A 19,093-nucleotide genomic window follows, 5' to 3' on the forward strand; every position below is an offset into this window, starting at 1 on the left:
CATGTTTTTTTCAGCGGATTCGAAAAACCGCTCACAGAATCGCGTAACCGAGCGTCAATTGCCACAAAGTCGATTTAGTGGTAAACCGAGTATCGTTATCGGGCGTTTTGATCCCAATTTGCGACAGATCTGACAGGTTTCCTTCGTAGCGCAGATCCAGTTGAAAACCACCCAGGCTCAATCCAACACCCGCATGATAGCCAAAAACGGCCTGTTTAAACGTATCGTTGATGGGTTGCGTGGTGTATTGCCGGAATGAATCCTTCAGGTTTTTGTCTTCCGAAATCGTCAGTGACATTAGCGGGCCCGCATTCAGCCGCAACGGCCCCAGCTTGAAACCGATCAGGATCGGGACGTCGAAGGTCGTGAATTTTACATCGATGGACTGACTGGCCAGACCGGTTTGGATCAGATCAAATTTCCCACCTTTAGCCGACACCAGCAGTTCGGGTTGGATGTAGAGTTTCCGGCCAAACCGGAAGAATGCGCCCCCGACGATACCGGTGGTCCGGCTGTCGTTATTCCGAAAAAAATCGTACACAATTTGTCCACCCGACGTCACCGGAACACCTCCACTCGTCAGCCGGGGCGTTTTCAGTTCGAGGGTGTTGAGTTGCGAAAAGTTAGCCCCGGCTTTCAGGCCGAACGAGAAGAGTTTGCCCCCTCCAAACTGGGCATAAGAGATTGCCGGCAAACCAAGCAACAGCACGAGTAGACGTTTCATTAGCGTTGTGTTTTAGATGAGGATAAAAATGAGAAGCAAGTTAGCAGAAAGTGCCCCATTTTGTTTCCTCAACTTTGCAAACGGTAACTTCAACGAAATTCCATAAAAAATCCCGGCTTTCAGTCGCGAAAAAGTAATCGCAGCTCAAAACCGGGGAATCGAAAATAGGATCTTTACAATCCTGTGAAATTTTAGAATAACCGCAGGGCCAGTGTTACCTGCCACGATTTGAGCCGCTGGCTGAATTGTGCCGAGTTGGCATCACCACCCAGATTCACCGCAGCCACGTCGGACAGACTTCCCTCCCGCCGGACATCGATGCCCAGACGACCCAGGTCCAGTCCAACCCCGACCTGATACCCGTATGATGCTTTGGCCAGGGCATTATTCAAACTGCCCGAGGTATAATCCCGCAAGGCATCGCGCAGCTTCTGGTCGTCACTAATTCGAAACGAAACGATGGGCCCGGCAACCACCCGAATGGGGCCGCCTTTCAAACCCAGCAAAATCGGTACGTCAAAATTCGTGGTTTTAATTGAGACGGTTTCCGTTTTGGGCTGGCCGTTAATATCGCGAACAATATCGAACGATCCCCCTTTTGAAGACACCAGCAATTCGGGCTGAATGAACAGGTTTTTACCAAAACGGGTATAAATACCATAAGCCCAGCCGGTTCTGCTGTTAAAACTTTCCTTCAGATTATCCCGGATAACCTGTCCGCTAACGTTCACCTGGGGCGTCCCGTTGGCATTCAGACGGGTCGTCACGAAATCTCCCGTTGTAAACTGCGACAGGTTGACTCCTCCCTTGACACCGAAACTGAATTGGGCAAACGTCAGGGATGGCAGGATCATGACCATTCCCAAAAACAGGATTTTTTTCATTTGAAGAGATGTTTGAGTGAATAACGAGAATGATGGTCAAAGTGCTATGTTTAATGGTTTTTTTTAGTATATTGTTAGTTTACGAACCCATTGCGTTCTTTGCGGAAGCGCGTTTCTCACATGACACGTATCGGGTTTTATACCCCTATTCAAACACAGCACGCTGCTTAGAAGTACGATTGTAACCAAAGGTTTAATGGCAAAAACAAAAACAACTTTTTTCTGTCAGAATTGTGGTACGCAGGCGCCCAAATGGCTGGGGCGCTGCCCGGCTTGTGGCGAGTGGAACACCTTTGTGGAAGAGGTGATTACGAAAGAAGAACCGGTTGCCGGAAACTGGCGACCGGCGGGTACGACCAAAACGGCGGCCAAACCCAAAGCCATCCACGCCATTAATTACGAAGAACAGGAACGCACGCTGACGCCCGATGCCGAGCTAAACCGGGTGCTTGGTGGCGGTATTGTTCCCGGATCACTCGTTCTGATCGGCGGGGAACCGGGCATTGGCAAATCAACGCTGCTTTTGCAGATTGCGCTCGGCCTGACCGACACGCGGGTACTGTACGTATCGGGCGAAGAAAGCGAGCAACAGATCAAGATGCGGGCGGAGCGATTGCCGGTTCCGGTAAGCGATTGCTACATCATGACCGAAACCTCGACGCAGAATATTTTCCGAACCGTCGAACATTTTGAACCGGAAGTGCTCATCATCGATTCGATTCAGACGATGCATTCTTCGCTGGTGGAGTCGGGCGCGGGCAGTGTTTCGCAGGTTCGCGAATGTACGGCCGAGTTCATGAAATACGCTAAGGATCGCGGAACGCCGGTCTTTATCGTCGGCCACATCACCAAAGACGGCTCGCTGGCCGGTCCTAAAGTATTGGAACACATGGTGGATACGGTTTTGACGTTTGAAGGTGACCGACACACCACGTACCGAATTTTACGAACCACCAAAAACCGCTTCGGCAGTACCTCCGAACTCGGCATTTATGAGATGCAGGGAACGGGTTTGCGGCAGGTAACGAACCCATCGGAAATTCTGATTTCACAGCGCGACGAAGCCCTCAGCGGGATTGCCATTGGTTCGATGGTGGAAGGAAACCGCCCACTGCTCATCGAAATTCAGGCACTGGTCAGCGTTGCCAATTACGGAACTCCCCAGCGCAGCAGCACCGGTTTTGATGCCAAACGATTGCAGATGCTGCTGGCCGTTCTTGAAAAACGGGGTGGTTTTCGGCTAGGCCAGCAGGACGTTTTCCTGAACGTGGCGGGTGGCCTGAAAGTGGAAGATCCGGCCATTGACCTCGCAGTTTGTGCGGCCATTGTCTCCAGTTACGAAGACATTGCCATTCCGTCATCGGTGGCATTTGCGGCTGAAGTGGGGTTGGGTGGCGAGGTGCGCGCCGTGCATCGGGTCGAATCCCGGATTTCGGAGGCCGAAAAATTGGGTTTCAAGCAAATTTACATTTCAAAATACAACATCAAGGGCTTGGATTTAAACAGCTATAAAATCAAAGTCCGGCCCGTCAGCAAACTGGATGAAGTTTTTCAGGGGGTTTTGATGTAGTTGGAAAGCTGGATGGTTGAACATGGTTGGGTGGGCAATACGGTTAGATTGCTAAAATCATCCCATTTGCGAATCAGCCATCCAACCATTTTTAACCACCCAACCCTATTAACCTTTCAACCCTTCATAACCATCCGGCAATTCTTTTTACTTTTGCCATTGATCTACTAAATTCTTACCATGAAACGCATGAAAAATCTGCTGCTGGTTGCCGGATTATTGGCTTTCAGCACCGTAGTATCGGTTGCCCAACGCAATCCGGAAGACAAAGCCGGCTGGAAACTCGGCTCGCAGTCCTACTCTTTCCGACTGTTCACCTTCGCCGAAGCCATTCGCAAAATCGATAGTTGCGGGCTGAAATACGTCGAGGCTTTTCCGGGCCAAACCATCGGGGGCGGAGTAGAAGGCAAAATGGATTTCAAAATGGACGGTGCCACCCGTCTGGCCGTCAAAAAGTTGTTGAAAGACAAAGGGTTGACGCTCGTGGCTTTCGGGGTGGTCAACGCGCCGAACGAAGCCGACTGGAAAGCGCTGTTCGAATTTGCCAAAGACATGGGCATTCTGAACATCAATACCGAACCGAAAGTGGAGCAGATGCCCTACATTGCCCGGCTGGCCGATGAATACAAAATCAATGTTGCGCTTCATAATCACCCCAAACCGTCGCATTACTGGCACCCCGACTCGGTGCTGGCCGTTATTGGTACGAGTAAATACGTAGGCTCCTGCGCCGACATTGGTCACTGGGTTCGGTCAGGGCTGGATCCGGTCGATTGCCTGAAAAAATTGCAGGGTCACATCCTGGGCATGCACTTCAAAGACGTGAAGAAAGATTCGCCGGACGGCAAACACCACGATGTGGTTTGGGGAAAAGGGGACTGCAAGGTCGATGCGGTGATTGCCGAACTCAAACGCCAGCGTTTCAAAGGACCCATTTCGGTGGAATACGAATACCACTGGGAAAATAATGGCCCCGAAATTGCCGAGAGCGTCAATTATTTCCGAAGCACGTACTCCAAAGTGAAATAAACCAAAAAGAGCCCCGATCCTGCGATTGGGGCTCTTTTTATGGTGTAAAAAAGGCCGGATTATCAGCGCAATGAAATAGAACGCTCAGCTTGAACCGGTGTTTTGGTTTGCAGGTTAACTTCTTTTACGATTTTTGAAGCACCGTCACTTACTACAATTTTATATTCTCCATCTTCCAGCTGGCTCAAATCGAAACGGGTACGCGTGGTGGTTTCGTTTTTATCCAGTTTGTACGTAGCCAATACGAAACCTTTGCCGTCCAGCAGAAGAACGTTCAGGTCAGCGCCTTTTTCTTTCGCTACCATTACGTTTACTTTAGCAGCTTCGAGAGATGGATACAAACCGACCTGGTAAGAGGTACCGGTTTTTGTGTTGTCTGAATTGGCAAATGTGAATGCCGATGCGCTGATAGCGAGCGCGACGAATGCGGATGTAATGAACGATTTCATGGTGTGTTTTGTGTTCTTTTTAGTTTTTGTTGTTTGTGTCCTGATTGACGATTCAAAAGTAGCAGCTGAAATCAAGACTGCCGACTGATAGTACGCCAATGGTCGAAGTGAATGGCCGAACGGTTGATAAAATGGATGAATGATTGAACGGTAATCGCAAAAAACAAAAGTTAATAAACAGATTATCAGCCATTTATATATTATATAAATTTTAATATTTTAGCAATTCGCTTCCAGAATTGTCGTAAATTCAGCAAAAACCGCAAAATTTTTGCAAACTTCATTTGACTAATGCAGAATAAAATAAAGGGTAATTGAAAAAATGAGTGTTTCAAAATCTTCCTGCGTCGTTCCACCGGTTTTTAAACTTTTCCAACAATTAATTGCCGCCGAAAGCATGCGGCATGGTGGCATCAGTTCCTTTCCGTTTGCTTCACTCAATGTCGGTTTGAACACGGCTGATTCCCCAAAAAACGTTGAGGAAAATCGCCGGCGTTTTTTTGCCGGTCTTGGAGTTAACGATTCCCAGGTTGCTTCCTCGCTTCAGGTTCATGGTGACCGGATTCTGACGGTGACAGAACCGGGGCGGTTTGAAGGTTACGATGCCCTGATTACCAATCTGCCGAACCTGTTCCTGACGGTGACGGTGGCCGATTGCACCCCCATTTTGATTTACGACGCCGGACAGCGCGCCGTAGCGGCCATTCACGCGGGTTGGCGCGGCACAACGGCTCGGATCGTTGAAAAGACCGTTGAGGCCATGCAATTGCAATTTAAGACCCGGTCCGCCGATTGTTTTGCCTACGTTGGCACCTGCATCGACCAATGCTCATTTGAGGTAGGTAACGACGTGGCCGACCAGTTTGACGAAGCATACAAACAGTTCGACGCCGAACGGCAGAAATTCCTGATTGATTTAAAAGCTGCCAATGTGGCTCAACTGGTCAAAACCGGTGTTCCGTTTTCGCAGATTGGAGTTTCGCCGTATTCAACGGTTTTGAACAACACGGATTTCTTCTCTTATCGATCCGAAAACGGTAATACGGGCCGCATGCTGGCGATCATCGGTTTTCATCCGGCCGACTAAATGCGGTTTTGCAAACAAACCAGACAGCCCGGAGTTGTATTGAGAATAAACTAAACTTCTCAGACAGACATGGGCTTGTTGATGACAGTTTTGGTTGGAGCAATTGCCGGATGGCTTGCCGATATCGTTTTTAAACGTTTCTCGTTCTCCCTTTTTATGGAGATTTTACTCGGCATTGCCGGGGCATTCGTTGGTGGCTTGCTGTTTGGCAATACGTTTGCCACCGGTGCCGGTGGCCTCCTCGACCGCATTCTGACCGCTTTCGTCGGTGCCGTTATTATTCTGGGAATTGCCGCGCTGATTAAGGGCTCCCGAAAAACCACCTGACTGGCCATATTCTCTCAATGGTCAATTGTCATTGGTCAAATCACGAACTCCACCTCCTTAAACGCAAAATTTCGCAACGTCTCTCCTACCTGAATCGCCAATCGACCGGTTTCTTCTACACCCACGATGATGCCCCGAAACCCCTCTCCATTGGCCATAAACTCGCTTTCTTCCTGGTAGCGGAATAATAATTGCAAATAATTCGTTTTTAATACGTCACGCTGACCGGTTCTGAGGGACAGGTAACGGCGTTCCAGTGACTCCAAAAGCGTTGGCAGTAATTCCGGCAGAACGAAATCCTGTTCATTTGGTGTTTCATTGATAAGTGAGGTTGCGGTCGGAATCTGAAAGCGACTTTGATTGATATTTAAGCCAATGCCGACCACCGACCAGGCAATTGTATAGCCATACAGCGTATTTTCAATTAAAATACCACCAATTTTACGCTCGTGAACATACAGATCGTTCGGCCATTTGATTTTTAACCGGTTGCCAACGTACGTTGCCAGCCAATCGCTGATGCCCAGCGAAATGGCAATGTTCAGCCAGAATTGGTCCGATGCCTGCAGGAAAGTGGGCTGCAGTATAACCGAAAATGTCAGGTTCTGGCCGGGTTGTGCTTCCCAGTGATTGCCCCGCTGGCCCCGTCCGGCGGTTTGGTTGCCGGTAATGACGACGGTTCCCTCCAGAGCAATTTCGGAAGTAATCAGACTGGCCGCAACATCGTTGGTAGACTGACAAGTTGGCAGATAATTAATATTTTGGCCAAGAAAAAGAGTTTTGGGTCGAAACTTGTACAAATTTTTAATACATTTAGTTGGATGAATGCCGAATTATGGTACAAAATGAAGTTGATGGTAATTGTACCCGCTGATTTCGGTTTTTGCAATTTAAAGCAGTAGCATGAGAATAAATAAACCAAAGGACTTATCATCCGAAGAATTGTGCAAACTCGTCGTGAAGGGAATGCAGGAGAAGAAGGCGATTGACATTGTTGTCATGGACCTTCGCGACGTTAAAAATGCCATTTCCGACTATTTTGTCATCTGCTCCGGAACATCCGACACGCAGATCGACGCCATTGCCGATTCTGTTGAAGAAGAAGTATTCAAAGCCAGTCAGGTAAATCCCTGGCATGAAGAAGGCAAAACGAATCGGGAGTGGATTTTGCTTGATTATGTGGACGTTGTGGTTCACGTTTTCAACAAGGAACGCCGGGTCTTTTATGACCTTGAGCAACTTTGGGGTGATGCTGAAATCCATACAGTGGAAGAAACCTTTGCCTGATAACAGATAGGGTTATGGCCCGGAAGCAGGCACGAACGAGTGTTTATCCGCTCCTACGACCACCTACACCGGTAACTCTCCGTTTATCGAAACCCAAACCCAGTAGAAACAATCCATTGTGAAATGATGTTTCCTTTTTTGTGTATTTAGCCGTAATTCTGTTGCAAAAATGCCTGATAATAATAGAAATCCACTTTCACCAAGAACTCCCCGTCGGCCCAACTTCCAGGGCTGGATTGTAGCGATCCTGATTGCAGCGATCCTCGGGATAACTTTTTTCAACCGCAGCAGCGCCGTGCGCGACACGACCATCCGCGGGTTTGAAAAAATGCTCAAAAACAAGGAAGTTGAAAAAGTAGTCATTGTCAACAATGATCTCGTCGAAGTAACCCTGACACAACAGGCACTTCAACAAAAATACCGGAACCAGTTTCAGGACAAATCGTATTTCAATTCCGATTCCGGCCCGCACTTTAGTTTCCGGGTTTCATCGGCCGAGTCATTTAAAAAAGACCTGGACCGAATACAGGAAGGCGTTCCGGATAACGAAAAAATCGATTACAAAATCGAACAGCGCAGCGACTGGACCGGTTTTCTGCAAACCTGGGGCTTCTTCATCGTCATGATTCTCGCCATGTATTTCCTGCTGGGCAGGATGTCGGGCGGAGCAGGTCCCGGTGGTCAGATTTTTAATATCGGGAAGTCCAAAGCAGCTTTATTCGACGCCGAAAACCGGGTTAAAATTACATTTAACGACGTTGCTGGTCTGGACGAAGCCAAGGAAGAAATCAAGGAAATTGTCGATTACCTGAAAAATCCGACGAAGTTCACCAAACTCGGTGCCAAAATTCCGAAAGGGGCTTTGCTGGTGGGTCCTCCGGGTACGGGTAAAACCTTGCTGGCGAAAGCCGTTGCGGGCGAAGCAGGTGTTCCGTTCTTCTCACTGTCGGGTTCCGACTTTGTCGAAATGTTTGTGGGTGTGGGTGCAGCCCGCGTACGTGACCTGTTCAAACAGGCCAAAGAGAAAGCACCCTGTATCATTTTTATTGATGAAATCGACGCCGTTGGCCGGTCACGCGGGCGTGGTTCGATGCCGGGAGCCAATGATGAGCGGGAAAATACCCTGAACTCGCTGCTGGTTGAAATGGACGGTTTTGCTACCGACTCCGGTATCATTATTCTGGCCGCTACCAACCGCCCCGATGTACTGGATTCGGCGCTGTTGCGTCCGGGCCGTTTCGATCGTCAGATCAGCATCGACAAACCGGATATTGTGGGCCGGGAAGCGATTTTTAAAGTTCACCTCAAGCCGATTAAGCTGGCCGCTGACGTTGATCCGCGGGAACTGGCGGCCCAGACACCCGGTTTTGCGGGAGCTGATATTGCCAACGTTTGTAACGAAGCCGCCCTGATTGCCGCCCGCCGGAACAAAGAATCGGTTGACATGCAGGACTTCCAGTATGCGATGGATCGGGTAATTGGTGGTCTCGAAAAGAAGAACAAACTGATTGCACCGGAAGAAAAAGAAATCGTAGCCTATCACGAAGCGGGTCACGCCGTTACGGGTTGGTTCCTGGAACACGCCGATCCGCTGGTGAAAGTCACGATCGTACCGCGCGGAGTAGCCGCTTTAGGATATGCGCAGTATTTACCGCGTGAACAGTATCTGTATCGGACCGAACAACTCATCGATGAGATGTGTATGACCCTTGGTGGACGGGCCGCAGAAGAGAATGTTTTCGGAAAGATTTCGACGGGTGCATTGAGTGATCTTGAACGGATTACGAAGCTGGCCTACAGCATGGTAACGATGTACGGCATGAATGATAAAATTGGTAACGTTTCGTTTTATGATTCGAAACAAAGCGAATACCAGTTTAATAAGCCGTATTCAGAAGCCACGGCGGAAGCCATTGACGACGAAGTCCGCAAAATCATTGATCAGGCTTACACCCGCACAAAAGCGCTTCTCGCCGAAAACCGGGAGGGATTAGAAGCCGTGGCGAAAGAACTACTGGAGAAGGAAATTCTATTCCAGAAAGACCTCGTACGAATTCTTGGAAAGCGTCCGTTTCAGAAAGAAACAACCTATCAGGCATACAAAAATAACAGCGAAGTGGTGGAGGAAGAAATTGGTACCGACAGCAAACCGGAACAAACTAAACCGCTGCCAACTCCGGATCTGCCCGCATTATCGTAAGTTGAATCAAAATACGACACGCAAAAAGCCGACATTAGTCGGCTTTTTGCGTGCGTGGGATAGCGGTTTTCGACGATTTGTGCGAGAATCGCTATTTAAATTTATAGCCTGTTACATCAAATGAATGATTGGTCGGCCCAAAAAAGATAAGTTTTAGTGTACTGGTCGCCGGTTTTCCATTCACCTTTTCGGAAAAATATTCTTTTTTCGATTGAACCAGTAATTCGTTGGGTCCCAATGATGAAGTAAAGTTGATGCTGTGTGCATCCGGCAGTTTCGCTTCCAGCGCAATTTCGTTGAACAGATACAACGGATAGGAGTTGAAGGGCACCTCGGCCACCCAAAGCCATTCGGTATCCTGACGACCCAGACTTGCTTTGTACTCGGTTGCTGTCAGGCCATATTGACTCCCTTCACGGCCCGTCGGGCGATATCTTTTCTGAAACCGACTGTGGCAGGATTCCGCCCGATTCGGGGCGTAAAAGGATTTTCCCACGTTGTAGCGCATGATCACTTTGCCTTCATACTTATCGGCCACATAAACGCGGTAACTGCCGTCGGGCTGGCCGGTTACGAATGTATAGCCGCCCACCACGCCCGGGAAACTCAGGTTTGCCAGCTTTCGATCGAAGCCAAACTGACCGGTTTTTGAGTTTAACAACACCTGATAGCGCACCACCGAACCGTTGTAGTCGGTTTGTTCGTACACCAGAATCCGGTCAAAAACCAGTTTTTCGATGGCTTCCGGTCGGTTTTTGGTAACCATCGCCAGCGTTTGTGCCTGTAACCGCTGGCTATTCTGACTCGATAATCCAATCAATCCTACTAATCCTGCAATGGCAATAAACCGTTTTTTCATATCATCTCGGCAAACTGTTGGTTAAACGACGGTTTCGTCTTTGAGATTGCAATATCCGAGTTTCGGAGGTAAAGAAGCAATGTATTACCTTTGTATTCCTGAAAAAATATTCATGCTTTTGATTGAAGACCTGCCGCTCCCACCGAACCGAGCCGTTTATTTTGCTTCTGACTTTCATTTGGGAATGCCCACGCCCGCTGCCAGCCGCGAACGGGAACTCCGGGTTATTCGCTGGCTCGACACCGTGAGCGCCGATGCGGAGGCTATTTTTCTGGTCGGTGACATATTCGATTTCTGGTTTGAATACCGACAGGTCATTCCAAAGGGATTTAGTCGCTTACAGGGTAAAATGGCCGCTCTGGCCGACGCCGGGATAAAAATCATTCTCTTTTCGGGCAACCATGACATGTGGATGGCCGATTATTTCACCGAAGAAATGGGAATACCAGTTTATCGGTTGCCCAAATCTTACCAGATTGGGGAGAAACGGTTTTTGATCGGCCACGGTGATGGCCTTGGCCCCGGAGATTTTACGTATAAACAGCTCAAGAAAATATTTGAAAACGGACTCGCCCGCTGGCTTTTCCGCTGGCTGCATCCGGACATCGGCGTTCTGTTTGGCAATGGCTGGTCGAGAAACCGGAAGGCATCCAATCAGTATAAACCGGACGAATTCAGGGGCGCCGATGACGAATGGATTTTGCAATATTGCAAGGAAGTGGAAGCCAGCCAGCACCACGACTACTACATTTTCGGCCACCGTCACCTTTCGCTGGATCTGAAAGTGACTGACAACAGCCGCTATATCAACCTCGGCGAATGGATCGGTTTAAACACGTATGCCCGGTTTGACGGCCATACGACGAAATTGCTGAAGTTTGAAGGATAAGAGTGCGGTTTACGGTTTTCTGTTTACAATGGTCAAATTCTGACGCAATCGGCGGTCAGTATGAATCCATCAACCTCAGCCGGAAGTTAACCGAGAACTGAAAATCGTATACCGAAAACCGGTCCTCAATTATTTTTAAGAATATCCTGCCGGGATAAGCCTTCGGGCGGGGTGGCGTTGAGTTCCTGGCGGAAGTCTTTTTTCTTCAGGTCCCCGTTTTTAACCGACTTGATAAAGCTGGCCCAGGCAAAGGGGTTCAGGAACGGAATGGTTGTCATTTGGCTCCGGCCCGTCAGCGACTCACGACCGTACCACTGCTGATTCAGGTAGTAGCGGTAATTACTGGCCGCACTCATCGGTGTTAGAGCCGCCAAACGCTGCATGGACTCGGAACTCAGGTTACGGGCCATGTTTTCACGTTCTTTTTCATCCGGCAGTTTCAGATTGACAAAGGCCTGTTTGAATAATTCTTCCGTTGGATACGGATAAACTTTTACTTCCGTCAGCATCTGCACATCTTCCTGCATGGCCACCACCGCCGAATACGACTGTTCCGTTAGCCGGCGCGGAATAATATGGTATTGCTTTTTGTAACCGAGGTAACTAAAAACAATGCTGTCGCCGGGCAAAACCGGAATGGCAAAATAACCCACACTGTTCGACAATACGCCCCTTCCGGCTCTTGGAATCGAAATGTATGCTTCCGGCAGGGGTTCCGAGGTCTTTCCGGCCGTAATAATCCCGGTAAACATGATCAGTTTCTCCTGCCCCTGCGCCCGAACGGAGTGATTGATCGTCAGCAGTAGCCCCGACGTGATGGCCAGAACGGTTACTATTTTTATCAATAAATTCTTCATATCCCAATCATAAAACGCCCCTACCGAAAGCGTATTGTCTCTACTTTGTTGTACCTGAGATAGTCCCTTTCGGACCATGCTGCATTCGGATTCCTACGCAAACAATTTCAAAAATGTAATGATAAACGGGGCGGCCAGTAACAAACCGTCGAATCGATCCAGAAAACCGCCGTGGCCCGGAATGGTGGAACCAGAGTCTTTGATGGCAATGCTGCGTTTAAACAGCGATTCGACCAGGTCACCGTACGTACCGGTCACAACAATAATGGCTCCCACGCAGTACCATTCCCACGGCCGCAGATCATCCACAAAAATAGTCAGAAAAAAAGCAATAATTGCGGCCGCAAGGGCTCCACCGACTGCTCCTTCCCACGATTTTTTAGGAGAAACCCGCTCAAATAATTTTCGGCGTCCAAATTTGGTACCGGCAAAATAGGCACCAATATCGCTTGCCCACAACAACACCAGGCAGCCCAGCATCAAGCCCGGGTGATAGGTACCGCCCCGCAGGGCCAGCACGTTCAGGAGAGCAAACGGAACGGCGACATAGATCAGCCCCAGAAAGGTAAATCCGATATTGGTGAACGGTTTTAAATCCCGCTTTTTATACAACTTAATTAAAAAAATCATGGAGGCCGCCGGGCAGATCAGGAAGTAACTATCATAATCAACAACCTGTTTTTCAATTAGATAGGTCAGCAGACAAATCAGACAGCCAACGGCGGTTCCGTAGTAGGTCAGGGGCTGATTGCCGTCCAGACCCAACAACTTATAGAACTCCAGTTGCGTCAACGCACTGATTACACAAAACAAAAGCGCAAACGTCCAGTCACTGTACCAGATACCAGATAAGATGATGATGACACCTGCGGCAGCGGCAATCACGCGCTGTTGCAGGTTCGACATCTGATTCAAACGGTCTTTCATGTAGAAAGTTAACTACAAATCAGGGTGGTTTATCCGGCTAAAATAACAAAATACGAACACGTCATCCATACTTCGGTTTCTCTTTCCGTCTATTTTTATCTTTATTTACAGATACAATCAACAGAGTTGAATTCATCAGCGTTCTACTCACCGCCCGTCGCCTTGTATGATTTTAGTAGTGCTTGCCCTGTTTTTTCAATTGACAGGATATGGTCAGCAACCGGAAAATGACCTTCGCTCACTCCGTTGGGGTATGCCCAGCAAGGAGGTTCAAGCCGCCGAACAATCGGCTCCCCATCGGATTACGGACACGACGCTGCTCTACCGCCAGCGTTGGTTTTATTCCTTTCCGGCTTCCGTGAAATTTGCGTTCGTCAACGATCAACTGGCCGGGGCGCTCTATATTTTCACCGACCGGCACATCCGCGCCCAACAACACATGGACGATTATCAGACACTGGTCAGGATTTTATCCGATCGTTACGGTGCTCCTTCCGGCGATTACTGGTCCTGGAATTATCCGCTTTACAAAGACCGCCCCGATCATTACGGCGATGCTGTTTTGCTGAGTCATCTGACGCGTTCGAGCGTTTGGGAAACTCCACGTACCGTAATTACGCTGGAAATGTCCGGGAAACCCAAAGAAGGTATTTACACCGTTATTTCATACGCTAAAAAGAACGATATCGACAAATGAACCCCCAATCGCAGCTACCTCTGGCATCTTCATGGTTGCTGTTTCACTCTTCCAGATCCGCTGAAATCAGGTGAATTTTGGCGATGGCAGCATCTTCAGCCTGCACATAGACTTCGCAGTTCCCCAGAAGATAATTACTATCTTTTTTATTGACAACAACGGCGTTGATGTGGTGTTCGGCCAATAGAACTTTGGCCAGTTCGGCGCGATAGGTGGTAGGTGTCACCAGTACTTTCTCCCACTGATCAGACATACGGCTGGGACGGCAATTGATTCGATTTTCGAAAAAAAACTAAAAATCCTATGGTTAAAAGTAAGGAAATTAATGCGCCGGTCAAAGGAACCGTTGCCGTATTTTCAATATCGACCGAAATCAATTTCCGGTGATGTAGCCAGACCATCAAAACCGTAAAACCGTTGTTTACCGCATGAGCCAGAATTGGAACCCAGATATTTCCTGACCAGACATACACGTAGCCAAACAACGCACCCAGTAACACCCGGGGAACAAAACCGTAAAACTGAATATGAATGGCGCTGAATATCACGGCCGATACCCAAATGGCAACGTGGATATTTCCCGTCCACTGCGCCAGTTTTCGCTGCACCATTCCCCGAAACAACACCTCTTCGCCAATTCCGGGAATTACCCCAATCACCAGAAGAGCAATGATTAGCTCAATGGGTGACGTAAAATTGGTCAGAAAATCCGTCAGGCCCGCCATCTGATCTTCTTTCTGCTTCATCCATTTCTCCAGGCCGGCGAGTGCATCCGGGAAGTCAATATTTTGATTCCACTCGATGATTAACCCGTTAAATGGCATGAACGTGATGGTCAACAGGGCGACCAGACCCACCGACTGAACGGCCGACAACGGCCGGGAATTGAACTCCGACCAACCCCGGCGCTCGATCCAGCGGAGGTATAACAGACAGGGCAGCAAAAAAGAACAAAGGTGACTAACCGCCTGAACCAGCATCAACAACTGCCAGCTTCCCGGATAATCGGCGGGATTGGTCAGGATGTCGGCAATTTCGGAAGCTGAGACAGTTCCATTCATGGATGCCCAGGCCGCCAGGAACATACTGGCCAGCAAACCGCCCAGCGACATACCCAACAGAATAAACCCCAACAGAACCAGGAGGCTACGGAATGGATGCAAAGGCGGGTTTGACGAACGGGTCGATCGGAAGTCTTCCATAATTGGTGTAAATTTACGCCCAAACCGGTCCGAATTCAAAACCGTATCGGTTTTTTGTCACAGTACCGGCTATTTTTCAAAAACCGTACCGGTCTGGACCGAACATCTTTTGAAATCGAGTTGTTAGCGATATATGGTTAAAATTGGAACGATCGAACTGGGGGACTTTCCGCTGCTGCTGGCGCCAATGGAGGACGTCAGCGATCCGCCGTTCCGGGCGGTTTGCAAAGCCAACGGGGCGGATTTGATGTATACGGAATTTATTTCGTCGGAAGGGCTTATTCGGGATGCGGCCAAGAGCGTTCAGAAACTGGATATTTTTGAATACGAACGTCCGATCGGCATTCAGTTATTTGGTTCCGATATTGAAACCATGCGGGTCTGCGCCGAAATTGCCACCCGCGCCAATCCGGATCTGATTGACATCAACTACGGTTGTCCGGTGAAAAATGTGGCTTGCCGGGGTGCCGGAGCTGCTTTGTTGCAGGATGTTCCCAAAATGGTGAAAATGACGGAAGCCGTCGTAAAGGCCACCCACCTCCCTGTAACGGTCAAAACCCGACTGGGATGGGACGACAATACCAAGAACATTCTGGAAGTAGCCGAACGATTACAGGACATTGGCATTCAGGCGCTGACGGTTCACGGACGGACACGGGTGCAGATGTACAAAGGTGAAGCCGACTGGACGCTGATTGGCCGCTTGAAAGAAAATCCCCGAACCACCATTCCGATTTTCGGAAATGGTGACATCGACAGTCCGGAAAAAGCGCGGGAATACAAAAACCGCTACGGCGTCGATGGCATCATGATTGGCCGGGCGAGCATCGGCTATCCCTGGATTTTCGACGAAATCAAACACTTTCTCCGCACGGGCGAACACCGGTCGGCTCCGACGCTTGCTGACCGGATCGCGGTTTGTAAACAGCACCTCGAATTTTCCATCCGGTGGAAAGGAGAAAAAGTCGGCATCTTTGAAATGCGTCGGCATTACACCAATTATTTCAAGGGCATGGAAAATTTCAAACCCTTCCGGCAACGACTCGTGCTGGCCGATACGCTGGCCGAAATTGCCGGTATTCTGGACGAAATCTGCGACGCCTACGAAGTCGTAGCAGTCTAAAAGTAAGGAATTTAGGAATAGTCAATTCTTATTCGTAGGCCAAAACCGGACTGGTCTTGGGCTTTTCCTCCAGGTCCTGCATTTCCTGCAGTTTCGAGTATTTGATCACCGGATAAACGGCAGACAACAACGCCCAGACAAAACCGGGATAGCCGTCGAGAAGACCGCCTTTGAAGAAATAGATTTTCACAAACGTAAACAGAAACCGCAATCCCTGTAAGGCAATTGTGGCCTTTTTGTGTCGGGACGCCATTTCTTCGGCGCTCAGTGTCGTGTATTGATTCATTTTCAGAACGTAATCGTGCAGCGATCCGTAGCTGTAATGAATCAGGATTCCCGAAAGCTGGCCCACGGCGCCATCCACCTGAACGGATTCGTGTACCCGCACGGGCGTGATGCTTCCTTTCCGGCGGTTAAAAAGACGCAAAACCGGTTGGCGGTTTTGCCCGCTGTGGCGCAACACCCGGCCCAGAAAAATCAGGTTCCGCGGAATGGCATAGCCGGCGCAAACGGGCGTTTCGCTGATGAACAAGGCCGCAATTTCGTTGGCCAGTTGCTCAGAGACAATCTCATCGGCATCCAGCACCAGCACCCAGTCGTTTTTTGCCTGATTGACGGCGTATTGTTTCTGCGACCCAAACCCGTTGAACTTCCGGTAAACCACCCGGCAATTGAACTGACGGGCAATCGCCAGCGTGTTGTCCGTACTTCCCGAATCGACAATGACGATCTCATCCGCCCAATCGGCTACGGATTCCAGCGCCTGTTTCAAGGTTCTTTCAGCATTCAGGGTAATCACCACGATGGAGAGAGGAACTTTTGCGGGAATTTTCATAACGGTAATAATGAACGGGTTGGCTGATGGTGTTCGATTAATTGATTGGAAAGAACCGCTAATCCCTGGCGATACCGGAGGCTTTCGCGACCGGGTGCGCCCCGCAGGATAAACCACGCCAGTTGGGCAAAATGGTTACTTTTCACGGCTTTCCGACCTACTTTCACCGTGTAAAACAGTTGCAGCAGGAGTTGTTTAAACACATTCTCGTTTTTACGGAAATAGTAGAAAAGAGAAATGTAATATTCTTTTTCAATCTGCAGATTTCGCCGGGTGCTCCCTCCTCCCAGGTGCCGAAACCGCACATCGGGAATCAACATGGCTTTCCACGACCGCTCCCGCATCCGCCAGCACAAATCCTCTTCTTCACAATACAGAAAAAACGCCGGGTCAAAACCGCCGACCTGCCAAAAGGCCGCAGCCCGCACGAATAACGCACTTCCCGTGATGACCGGAACCTCCGTTGGCTTCTCAAAGGTCCGCCGACGGGAAAGGTAATCCGCCGGTTTAAACCACTGCATAACGCCCCGGCCCAGCAGTTTTCCGCTCAACGTCGGAAAATGGTTGAACGACGGTTCGTGTTCGTCAGTCCGGTTCACGGCTTGCCCCGTGCAAACGCCCACCGACCGGTTTTCTTCCATAAAACCGTATAAGCGACTACAGACGTCGTCGAGCAGTTGACAGTCGTTATTCAGAAAAAAATAGTAAGCCGATGACGGATCGATGGCTTGCAGACCCAATAGATGTCCACCCGCAAAACCGAGATTGACCCGGCTCCGAACCACTTTGACAAACGGCTGTTGGGTTAACGAATACAACCGATCGAAATCACCGGGGTGTGAGCCATTATCCACCACAACGATCTCATAGTCCGCCAGTTGCGTCTGCTTCCGGATCGAAGCAATGCAGTCGAGCGTGTAGCCGCTGGAGTTATAATTCAGGATAATAACCGACAATTTCATACCCTTTCAGAAACAGATACAGGGGTAGCTTCCTGCTACGAATTTCAGTTCTTGTTTGTAGAGATGGGGCTAATTAGCAAGACAGCAATCAGGTAATTAGCGTTGCATGTAGATACGTGAAAAAATGGAGGAGCGTTGCGACAGCCTTCACCGAAAGCTGAACCCAAAATCATTTTGATAAATAATCACGTGTTTTTCAGCTATTTGCCAAAATATTTTTTTAGAAACCGGTAGAACCAAACCGCCTGAGACGGTGGTTTTCAGAGTATGACAAAACCATTTACCGAAAACTCACTTTCAACCGCCGACCCCGTTGTCCAATCGAAACGACGGCTTTTGGCCTGGGTACTGCTGATCCTCGTTGCGTTGATCTGGGGAACGTCCTTCATTCTGATCAAATACAGTCTCACGGTTTTTTCGCCGATGCAGGTCGGTACCGGTCGTATTTTTCTGGCGTTTCTCTTTTTTCTCCCCTATCTCCTCCTGTTAGGCAACCAATTTCCGCGGAACCGCTGGCTCCCGCTGCTGGGCTCGGGCATGCTCGGTTACCTGATTCCGGCGGTTTTATTTGCCACTGCCGGGGCACATCTCAACAGCTCGCTCGCCGGAACCCTGAACGCACTCAGCCCCATGTTCACCTTTCTAATCGGGGTGATTCTGTTCGGGAAACGCGCCCGGTTGTTGCAGATTGGCGGCATTCTGCTCGGTTTTGCGGGTTCGGTTTTTCTGGTCTTTTTCAGTGCCACCGGTTCGTTTTCCTACAACGGTTACGCCTTTCTGATTGTACTGGCCACGCTGTGCTACGGTTTCAATATCAACATTGTCGCCCGGTACCTGACCGATTTACCTGCCTTGCTTTCAACGGCTTCCACCTTTGCCATGGTCGGGCCCATTGCGGTCCTGGGGCTGGCCACTACCGATTTTCCGACGCGGGTCGTTGCACCCGGTTCCATGCCCGCCCTGCTGATGCTTGTCACCCTGGGAATGGCCGGATCGGGGTTTGCCACCATCCTGTTTAATCGAATTATTCAATTAACTTCCGGCGTATTTGCTTCAACGGTAACCTACCTGATTCCGGTCGTAGCCGTGTTGTGGGGGCTTTTCGACGGCGAACCCTTGCATTGGCCGCAGGTGGCGGGTATGGCAATTTGCCTGTTGGGTGTATATTTGATCAATAAAAAGTGA

At 49.4% G+C, this 19,093-nt stretch carries 21 protein-coding genes; 10 read left to right on the top strand and 11 right to left on the bottom strand.

What is annotated here, in order from left to right; all coding sequences use genetic code 11:
* Nucleotides 1-31: 31 nt before the first annotated feature.
* Complete coding sequence (locus tag EHT25_RS21120) at nucleotides 32-724, bottom strand: porin family protein (RefSeq protein WP_124877162.1); 693 nt, start codon at nucleotides 722-724, stop codon at nucleotides 32-34.
* 191 nt (nucleotides 725-915) lie between these two features.
* Complete coding sequence (locus EHT25_RS21125; RefSeq protein WP_124877163.1) at nucleotides 916-1,608, bottom strand: porin family protein; 693 nt, start codon at nucleotides 1,606-1,608, stop codon at nucleotides 916-918.
* Nucleotides 1,609-1,804: 196 nt separating this feature from the next.
* Between EHT25_RS21125 and radA the strand changes: the two genes are divergently transcribed.
* Both radA and EHT25_RS21135 read left to right on the top strand, forming a co-directional pair.
* Nucleotides 1,805-3,178, top strand: coding sequence for a DNA repair protein RadA (radA, locus tag EHT25_RS21130; protein ID WP_124877164.1), 1,374 nt, complete (start codon nucleotides 1,805-1,807; stop codon nucleotides 3,176-3,178).
* Between the two features lie 180 nt (nucleotides 3,179-3,358).
* Nucleotides 3,359-4,207, top strand: a complete 849-nt coding sequence (locus tag EHT25_RS21135) for a sugar phosphate isomerase/epimerase family protein (RefSeq protein ID WP_124877165.1) — start codon at nucleotides 3,359-3,361, stop codon at nucleotides 4,205-4,207.
* Nucleotides 4,208-4,269: 62 nt separating this feature from the next.
* On the opposite strand, the gene EHT25_RS21140 is transcribed toward EHT25_RS21135, so the two are convergent.
* Nucleotides 4,270-4,656: a T9SS type A sorting domain-containing protein gene (locus EHT25_RS21140; protein ID WP_124877166.1), complete on the bottom strand. Its 387-nt coding sequence runs from the start codon at nucleotides 4,654-4,656 to the stop codon at nucleotides 4,270-4,272.
* A 322-nt stretch (nucleotides 4,657-4,978) separates the two neighbouring features.
* Between EHT25_RS21140 and pgeF the strand changes: the two genes are divergently transcribed.
* The gene (gene pgeF / locus EHT25_RS21145; RefSeq protein WP_124877167.1) at nucleotides 4,979-5,743 is read left to right on the top strand and encodes a peptidoglycan editing factor PgeF; all 765 of its coding nucleotides are present in this window, start codon (nucleotides 4,979-4,981) and stop codon (nucleotides 5,741-5,743) included.
* A 69-nt stretch (nucleotides 5,744-5,812) separates the two neighbouring features.
* Nucleotides 5,813-6,070 carry a GlsB/YeaQ/YmgE family stress response membrane protein gene (locus EHT25_RS21150; protein ID WP_124877168.1) on the top strand — a complete coding sequence of 86 codons (258 nt, stop codon included), beginning with the start codon at nucleotides 5,813-5,815 and terminating at the stop codon, nucleotides 6,068-6,070.
* Between the two features lie 35 nt (nucleotides 6,071-6,105).
* Here EHT25_RS21150 and EHT25_RS21155 read toward each other — a convergent pair whose 3' ends face one another.
* On the bottom strand, nucleotides 6,106-6,870 hold the full coding sequence (locus tag EHT25_RS21155) for a biotin--[acetyl-CoA-carboxylase] ligase (RefSeq protein ID WP_124877169.1): 765 nt from the start codon (nucleotides 6,868-6,870) through the stop codon (nucleotides 6,106-6,108).
* Nucleotides 6,871-6,973: 103 nt separating this feature from the next.
* On the opposite strand from EHT25_RS21155, the gene rsfS reads away from it, so the two are divergent.
* Together rsfS and ftsH are read left to right on the top strand one after the other, a co-directional pair.
* Nucleotides 6,974-7,357: a ribosome silencing factor gene (gene rsfS / locus EHT25_RS21160; protein ID WP_124877170.1), complete on the top strand. Its 384-nt coding sequence runs from the start codon at nucleotides 6,974-6,976 to the stop codon at nucleotides 7,355-7,357.
* A 169-nt stretch (nucleotides 7,358-7,526) separates the two neighbouring features.
* Nucleotides 7,527-9,557, top strand: coding sequence for an ATP-dependent zinc metalloprotease FtsH (gene ftsH, locus EHT25_RS21165; RefSeq protein WP_124877171.1), 2,031 nt, complete (start codon nucleotides 7,527-7,529; stop codon nucleotides 9,555-9,557).
* A gap of 91 nt (nucleotides 9,558-9,648) precedes the next feature.
* Here the strand turns inward: ftsH and EHT25_RS21170 are convergent, their stop codons facing one another.
* On the bottom strand, nucleotides 9,649-10,416 hold the full coding sequence (locus EHT25_RS21170) for a hypothetical protein (protein ID WP_124877172.1): 768 nt from the start codon (nucleotides 10,414-10,416) through the stop codon (nucleotides 9,649-9,651).
* 112 nt (nucleotides 10,417-10,528) lie between these two features.
* Between EHT25_RS21170 and EHT25_RS21175 the strand changes: the two genes are divergently transcribed.
* Nucleotides 10,529-11,305 carry a UDP-2,3-diacylglucosamine diphosphatase gene (locus tag EHT25_RS21175; protein ID WP_124877173.1) on the top strand — a complete coding sequence of 259 codons (777 nt, stop codon included), beginning with the start codon at nucleotides 10,529-10,531 and terminating at the stop codon, nucleotides 11,303-11,305.
* Nucleotides 11,306-11,430: 125 nt separating this feature from the next.
* Here EHT25_RS21175 and EHT25_RS21180 read toward each other — a convergent pair whose 3' ends face one another.
* Together EHT25_RS21180 and EHT25_RS21185 are read right to left on the bottom strand one after the other, a co-directional pair.
* On the bottom strand, nucleotides 11,431-12,162 hold the full coding sequence (locus tag EHT25_RS21180; RefSeq protein ID WP_124877174.1) for a carboxypeptidase-like regulatory domain-containing protein: 732 nt from the start codon (nucleotides 12,160-12,162) through the stop codon (nucleotides 11,431-11,433).
* 93 nt (nucleotides 12,163-12,255) lie between these two features.
* Nucleotides 12,256-13,089 (bottom strand): phosphatidate cytidylyltransferase, encoded by an 834-nt coding sequence (locus EHT25_RS21185; protein ID WP_124877175.1) that lies wholly within the window; start codon nucleotides 13,087-13,089, stop codon nucleotides 12,256-12,258.
* 166 nt (nucleotides 13,090-13,255) lie between these two features.
* Between EHT25_RS21185 and EHT25_RS21190 the strand changes: the two genes are divergently transcribed.
* Nucleotides 13,256-13,786 (top strand): hypothetical protein, encoded by a 531-nt coding sequence (locus tag EHT25_RS21190; protein ID WP_124877176.1) that lies wholly within the window; start codon nucleotides 13,256-13,258, stop codon nucleotides 13,784-13,786.
* Between the two features lie 43 nt (nucleotides 13,787-13,829).
* On the opposite strand, the gene EHT25_RS21195 is transcribed toward EHT25_RS21190, so the two are convergent.
* Both EHT25_RS21195 and EHT25_RS21200 read right to left on the bottom strand, forming a co-directional pair.
* A complete protein-coding gene (locus tag EHT25_RS21195; RefSeq protein ID WP_124877177.1) occupies nucleotides 13,830-14,039 on the bottom strand; it encodes a DUF2007 domain-containing protein in 210 nt (69 codons plus the stop codon).
* The gene (locus tag EHT25_RS21200; protein WP_124877178.1) at nucleotides 14,032-14,988 is read right to left on the bottom strand and encodes a CPBP family intramembrane glutamic endopeptidase; all 957 of its coding nucleotides are present in this window, start codon (nucleotides 14,986-14,988) and stop codon (nucleotides 14,032-14,034) included. The genes EHT25_RS21195 and EHT25_RS21200 overlap by 8 nt, the downstream gene beginning before the upstream one ends.
* Nucleotides 14,989-15,121: 133 nt before the next feature.
* Between EHT25_RS21200 and dusB the strand changes: the two genes are divergently transcribed.
* Nucleotides 15,122-16,111, top strand: coding sequence for a tRNA dihydrouridine synthase DusB (dusB, locus tag EHT25_RS21205; protein ID WP_124877179.1), 990 nt, complete (start codon nucleotides 15,122-15,124; stop codon nucleotides 16,109-16,111).
* 28 nt (nucleotides 16,112-16,139) lie between these two features.
* Here the strand turns inward: dusB and EHT25_RS21210 are convergent, their stop codons facing one another.
* Both EHT25_RS21210 and EHT25_RS21215 read right to left on the bottom strand, forming a co-directional pair.
* Entirely contained in the window at nucleotides 16,140-16,946 is an 807-nt protein-coding gene (locus tag EHT25_RS21210; RefSeq protein ID WP_124877180.1) for a glycosyltransferase family 2 protein, read from the bottom strand.
* Nucleotides 16,943-17,908: a glycosyltransferase family 2 protein gene (locus tag EHT25_RS21215; RefSeq protein ID WP_124877181.1), complete on the bottom strand. Its 966-nt coding sequence runs from the start codon at nucleotides 17,906-17,908 to the stop codon at nucleotides 16,943-16,945. Before EHT25_RS21215 ends, EHT25_RS21210 begins: the two co-directional genes overlap by 4 nt.
* A gap of 267 nt (nucleotides 17,909-18,175) precedes the next feature.
* Here EHT25_RS21215 and EHT25_RS21220 point away from each other — a divergent pair, with 267 nt between their 5' ends.
* Nucleotides 18,176-19,093: a DMT family transporter gene (locus EHT25_RS21220; protein ID WP_124877182.1), complete on the top strand. Its 918-nt coding sequence runs from the start codon at nucleotides 18,176-18,178 to the stop codon at nucleotides 19,091-19,093.

The organism is Larkinella rosea (assembly GCF_003858635.1).
In the GTDB taxonomy this organism is placed as follows: domain Bacteria; phylum Bacteroidota; class Bacteroidia; order Cytophagales; family Spirosomataceae; genus Larkinella; species Larkinella rosea.

Coding starts and splice junctions, on each gene's coding strand:
- EHT25_RS21120 (WP_124877162.1), bottom strand. CDS start 724: ATGAAACGTCTACTCGTGCTGTTGCTTGGTTTGCCGGCAATCTCTTAT.
- EHT25_RS21125 (WP_124877163.1), bottom strand. CDS start 1,608: ATGAAAAAAATCCTGTTTTTGGGAATGGTCATGATCCTGCCATCCCTG.
- radA (WP_124877164.1), top strand. CDS start 1,805: ATGGCAAAAACAAAAACAACTTTTTTCTGTCAGAATTGTGGTACGCAG.
- EHT25_RS21135 (WP_124877165.1), top strand. CDS start 3,359: ATGAAACGCATGAAAAATCTGCTGCTGGTTGCCGGATTATTGGCTTTC.
- EHT25_RS21140 (WP_124877166.1), bottom strand. CDS start 4,656: ATGAAATCGTTCATTACATCCGCATTCGTCGCGCTCGCTATCAGCGCA.
- pgeF (WP_124877167.1), top strand. CDS start 4,979: ATGAGTGTTTCAAAATCTTCCTGCGTCGTTCCACCGGTTTTTAAACTT.
- EHT25_RS21150 (WP_124877168.1), top strand. CDS start 5,813: ATGGGCTTGTTGATGACAGTTTTGGTTGGAGCAATTGCCGGATGGCTT.
- rsfS (WP_124877170.1), top strand. CDS start 6,974: ATGAGAATAAATAAACCAAAGGACTTATCATCCGAAGAATTGTGCAAA.
- ftsH (WP_124877171.1), top strand. CDS start 7,527: ATGCCTGATAATAATAGAAATCCACTTTCACCAAGAACTCCCCGTCGG.
- EHT25_RS21170 (WP_124877172.1), bottom strand. CDS start 10,416: ATGAAAAAACGGTTTATTGCCATTGCAGGATTAGTAGGATTGATTGGA.
- EHT25_RS21175 (WP_124877173.1), top strand. CDS start 10,529: ATGCTTTTGATTGAAGACCTGCCGCTCCCACCGAACCGAGCCGTTTAT.
- EHT25_RS21180 (WP_124877174.1), bottom strand. CDS start 12,162: ATGAAGAATTTATTGATAAAAATAGTAACCGTTCTGGCCATCACGTCG.
- EHT25_RS21185 (WP_124877175.1), bottom strand. CDS start 13,089: ATGAAAGACCGTTTGAATCAGATGTCGAACCTGCAACAGCGCGTGATT.
- EHT25_RS21190 (WP_124877176.1), top strand. CDS start 13,256: ATGATTTTAGTAGTGCTTGCCCTGTTTTTTCAATTGACAGGATATGGT.
- EHT25_RS21195 (WP_124877177.1), bottom strand. CDS start 14,039: ATGTCTGATCAGTGGGAGAAAGTACTGGTGACACCTACCACCTATCGC.
- EHT25_RS21200 (WP_124877178.1), bottom strand. CDS start 14,988: ATGGAAGACTTCCGATCGACCCGTTCGTCAAACCCGCCTTTGCATCCA.
- dusB (WP_124877179.1), top strand. CDS start 15,122: ATGGTTAAAATTGGAACGATCGAACTGGGGGACTTTCCGCTGCTGCTG.
- EHT25_RS21210 (WP_124877180.1), bottom strand. CDS start 16,946: ATGAAAATTCCCGCAAAAGTTCCTCTCTCCATCGTGGTGATTACCCTG.
- EHT25_RS21215 (WP_124877181.1), bottom strand. CDS start 17,908: ATGAAATTGTCGGTTATTATCCTGAATTATAACTCCAGCGGCTACACG.
- EHT25_RS21220 (WP_124877182.1), top strand. CDS start 18,176: ATGACAAAACCATTTACCGAAAACTCACTTTCAACCGCCGACCCCGTT.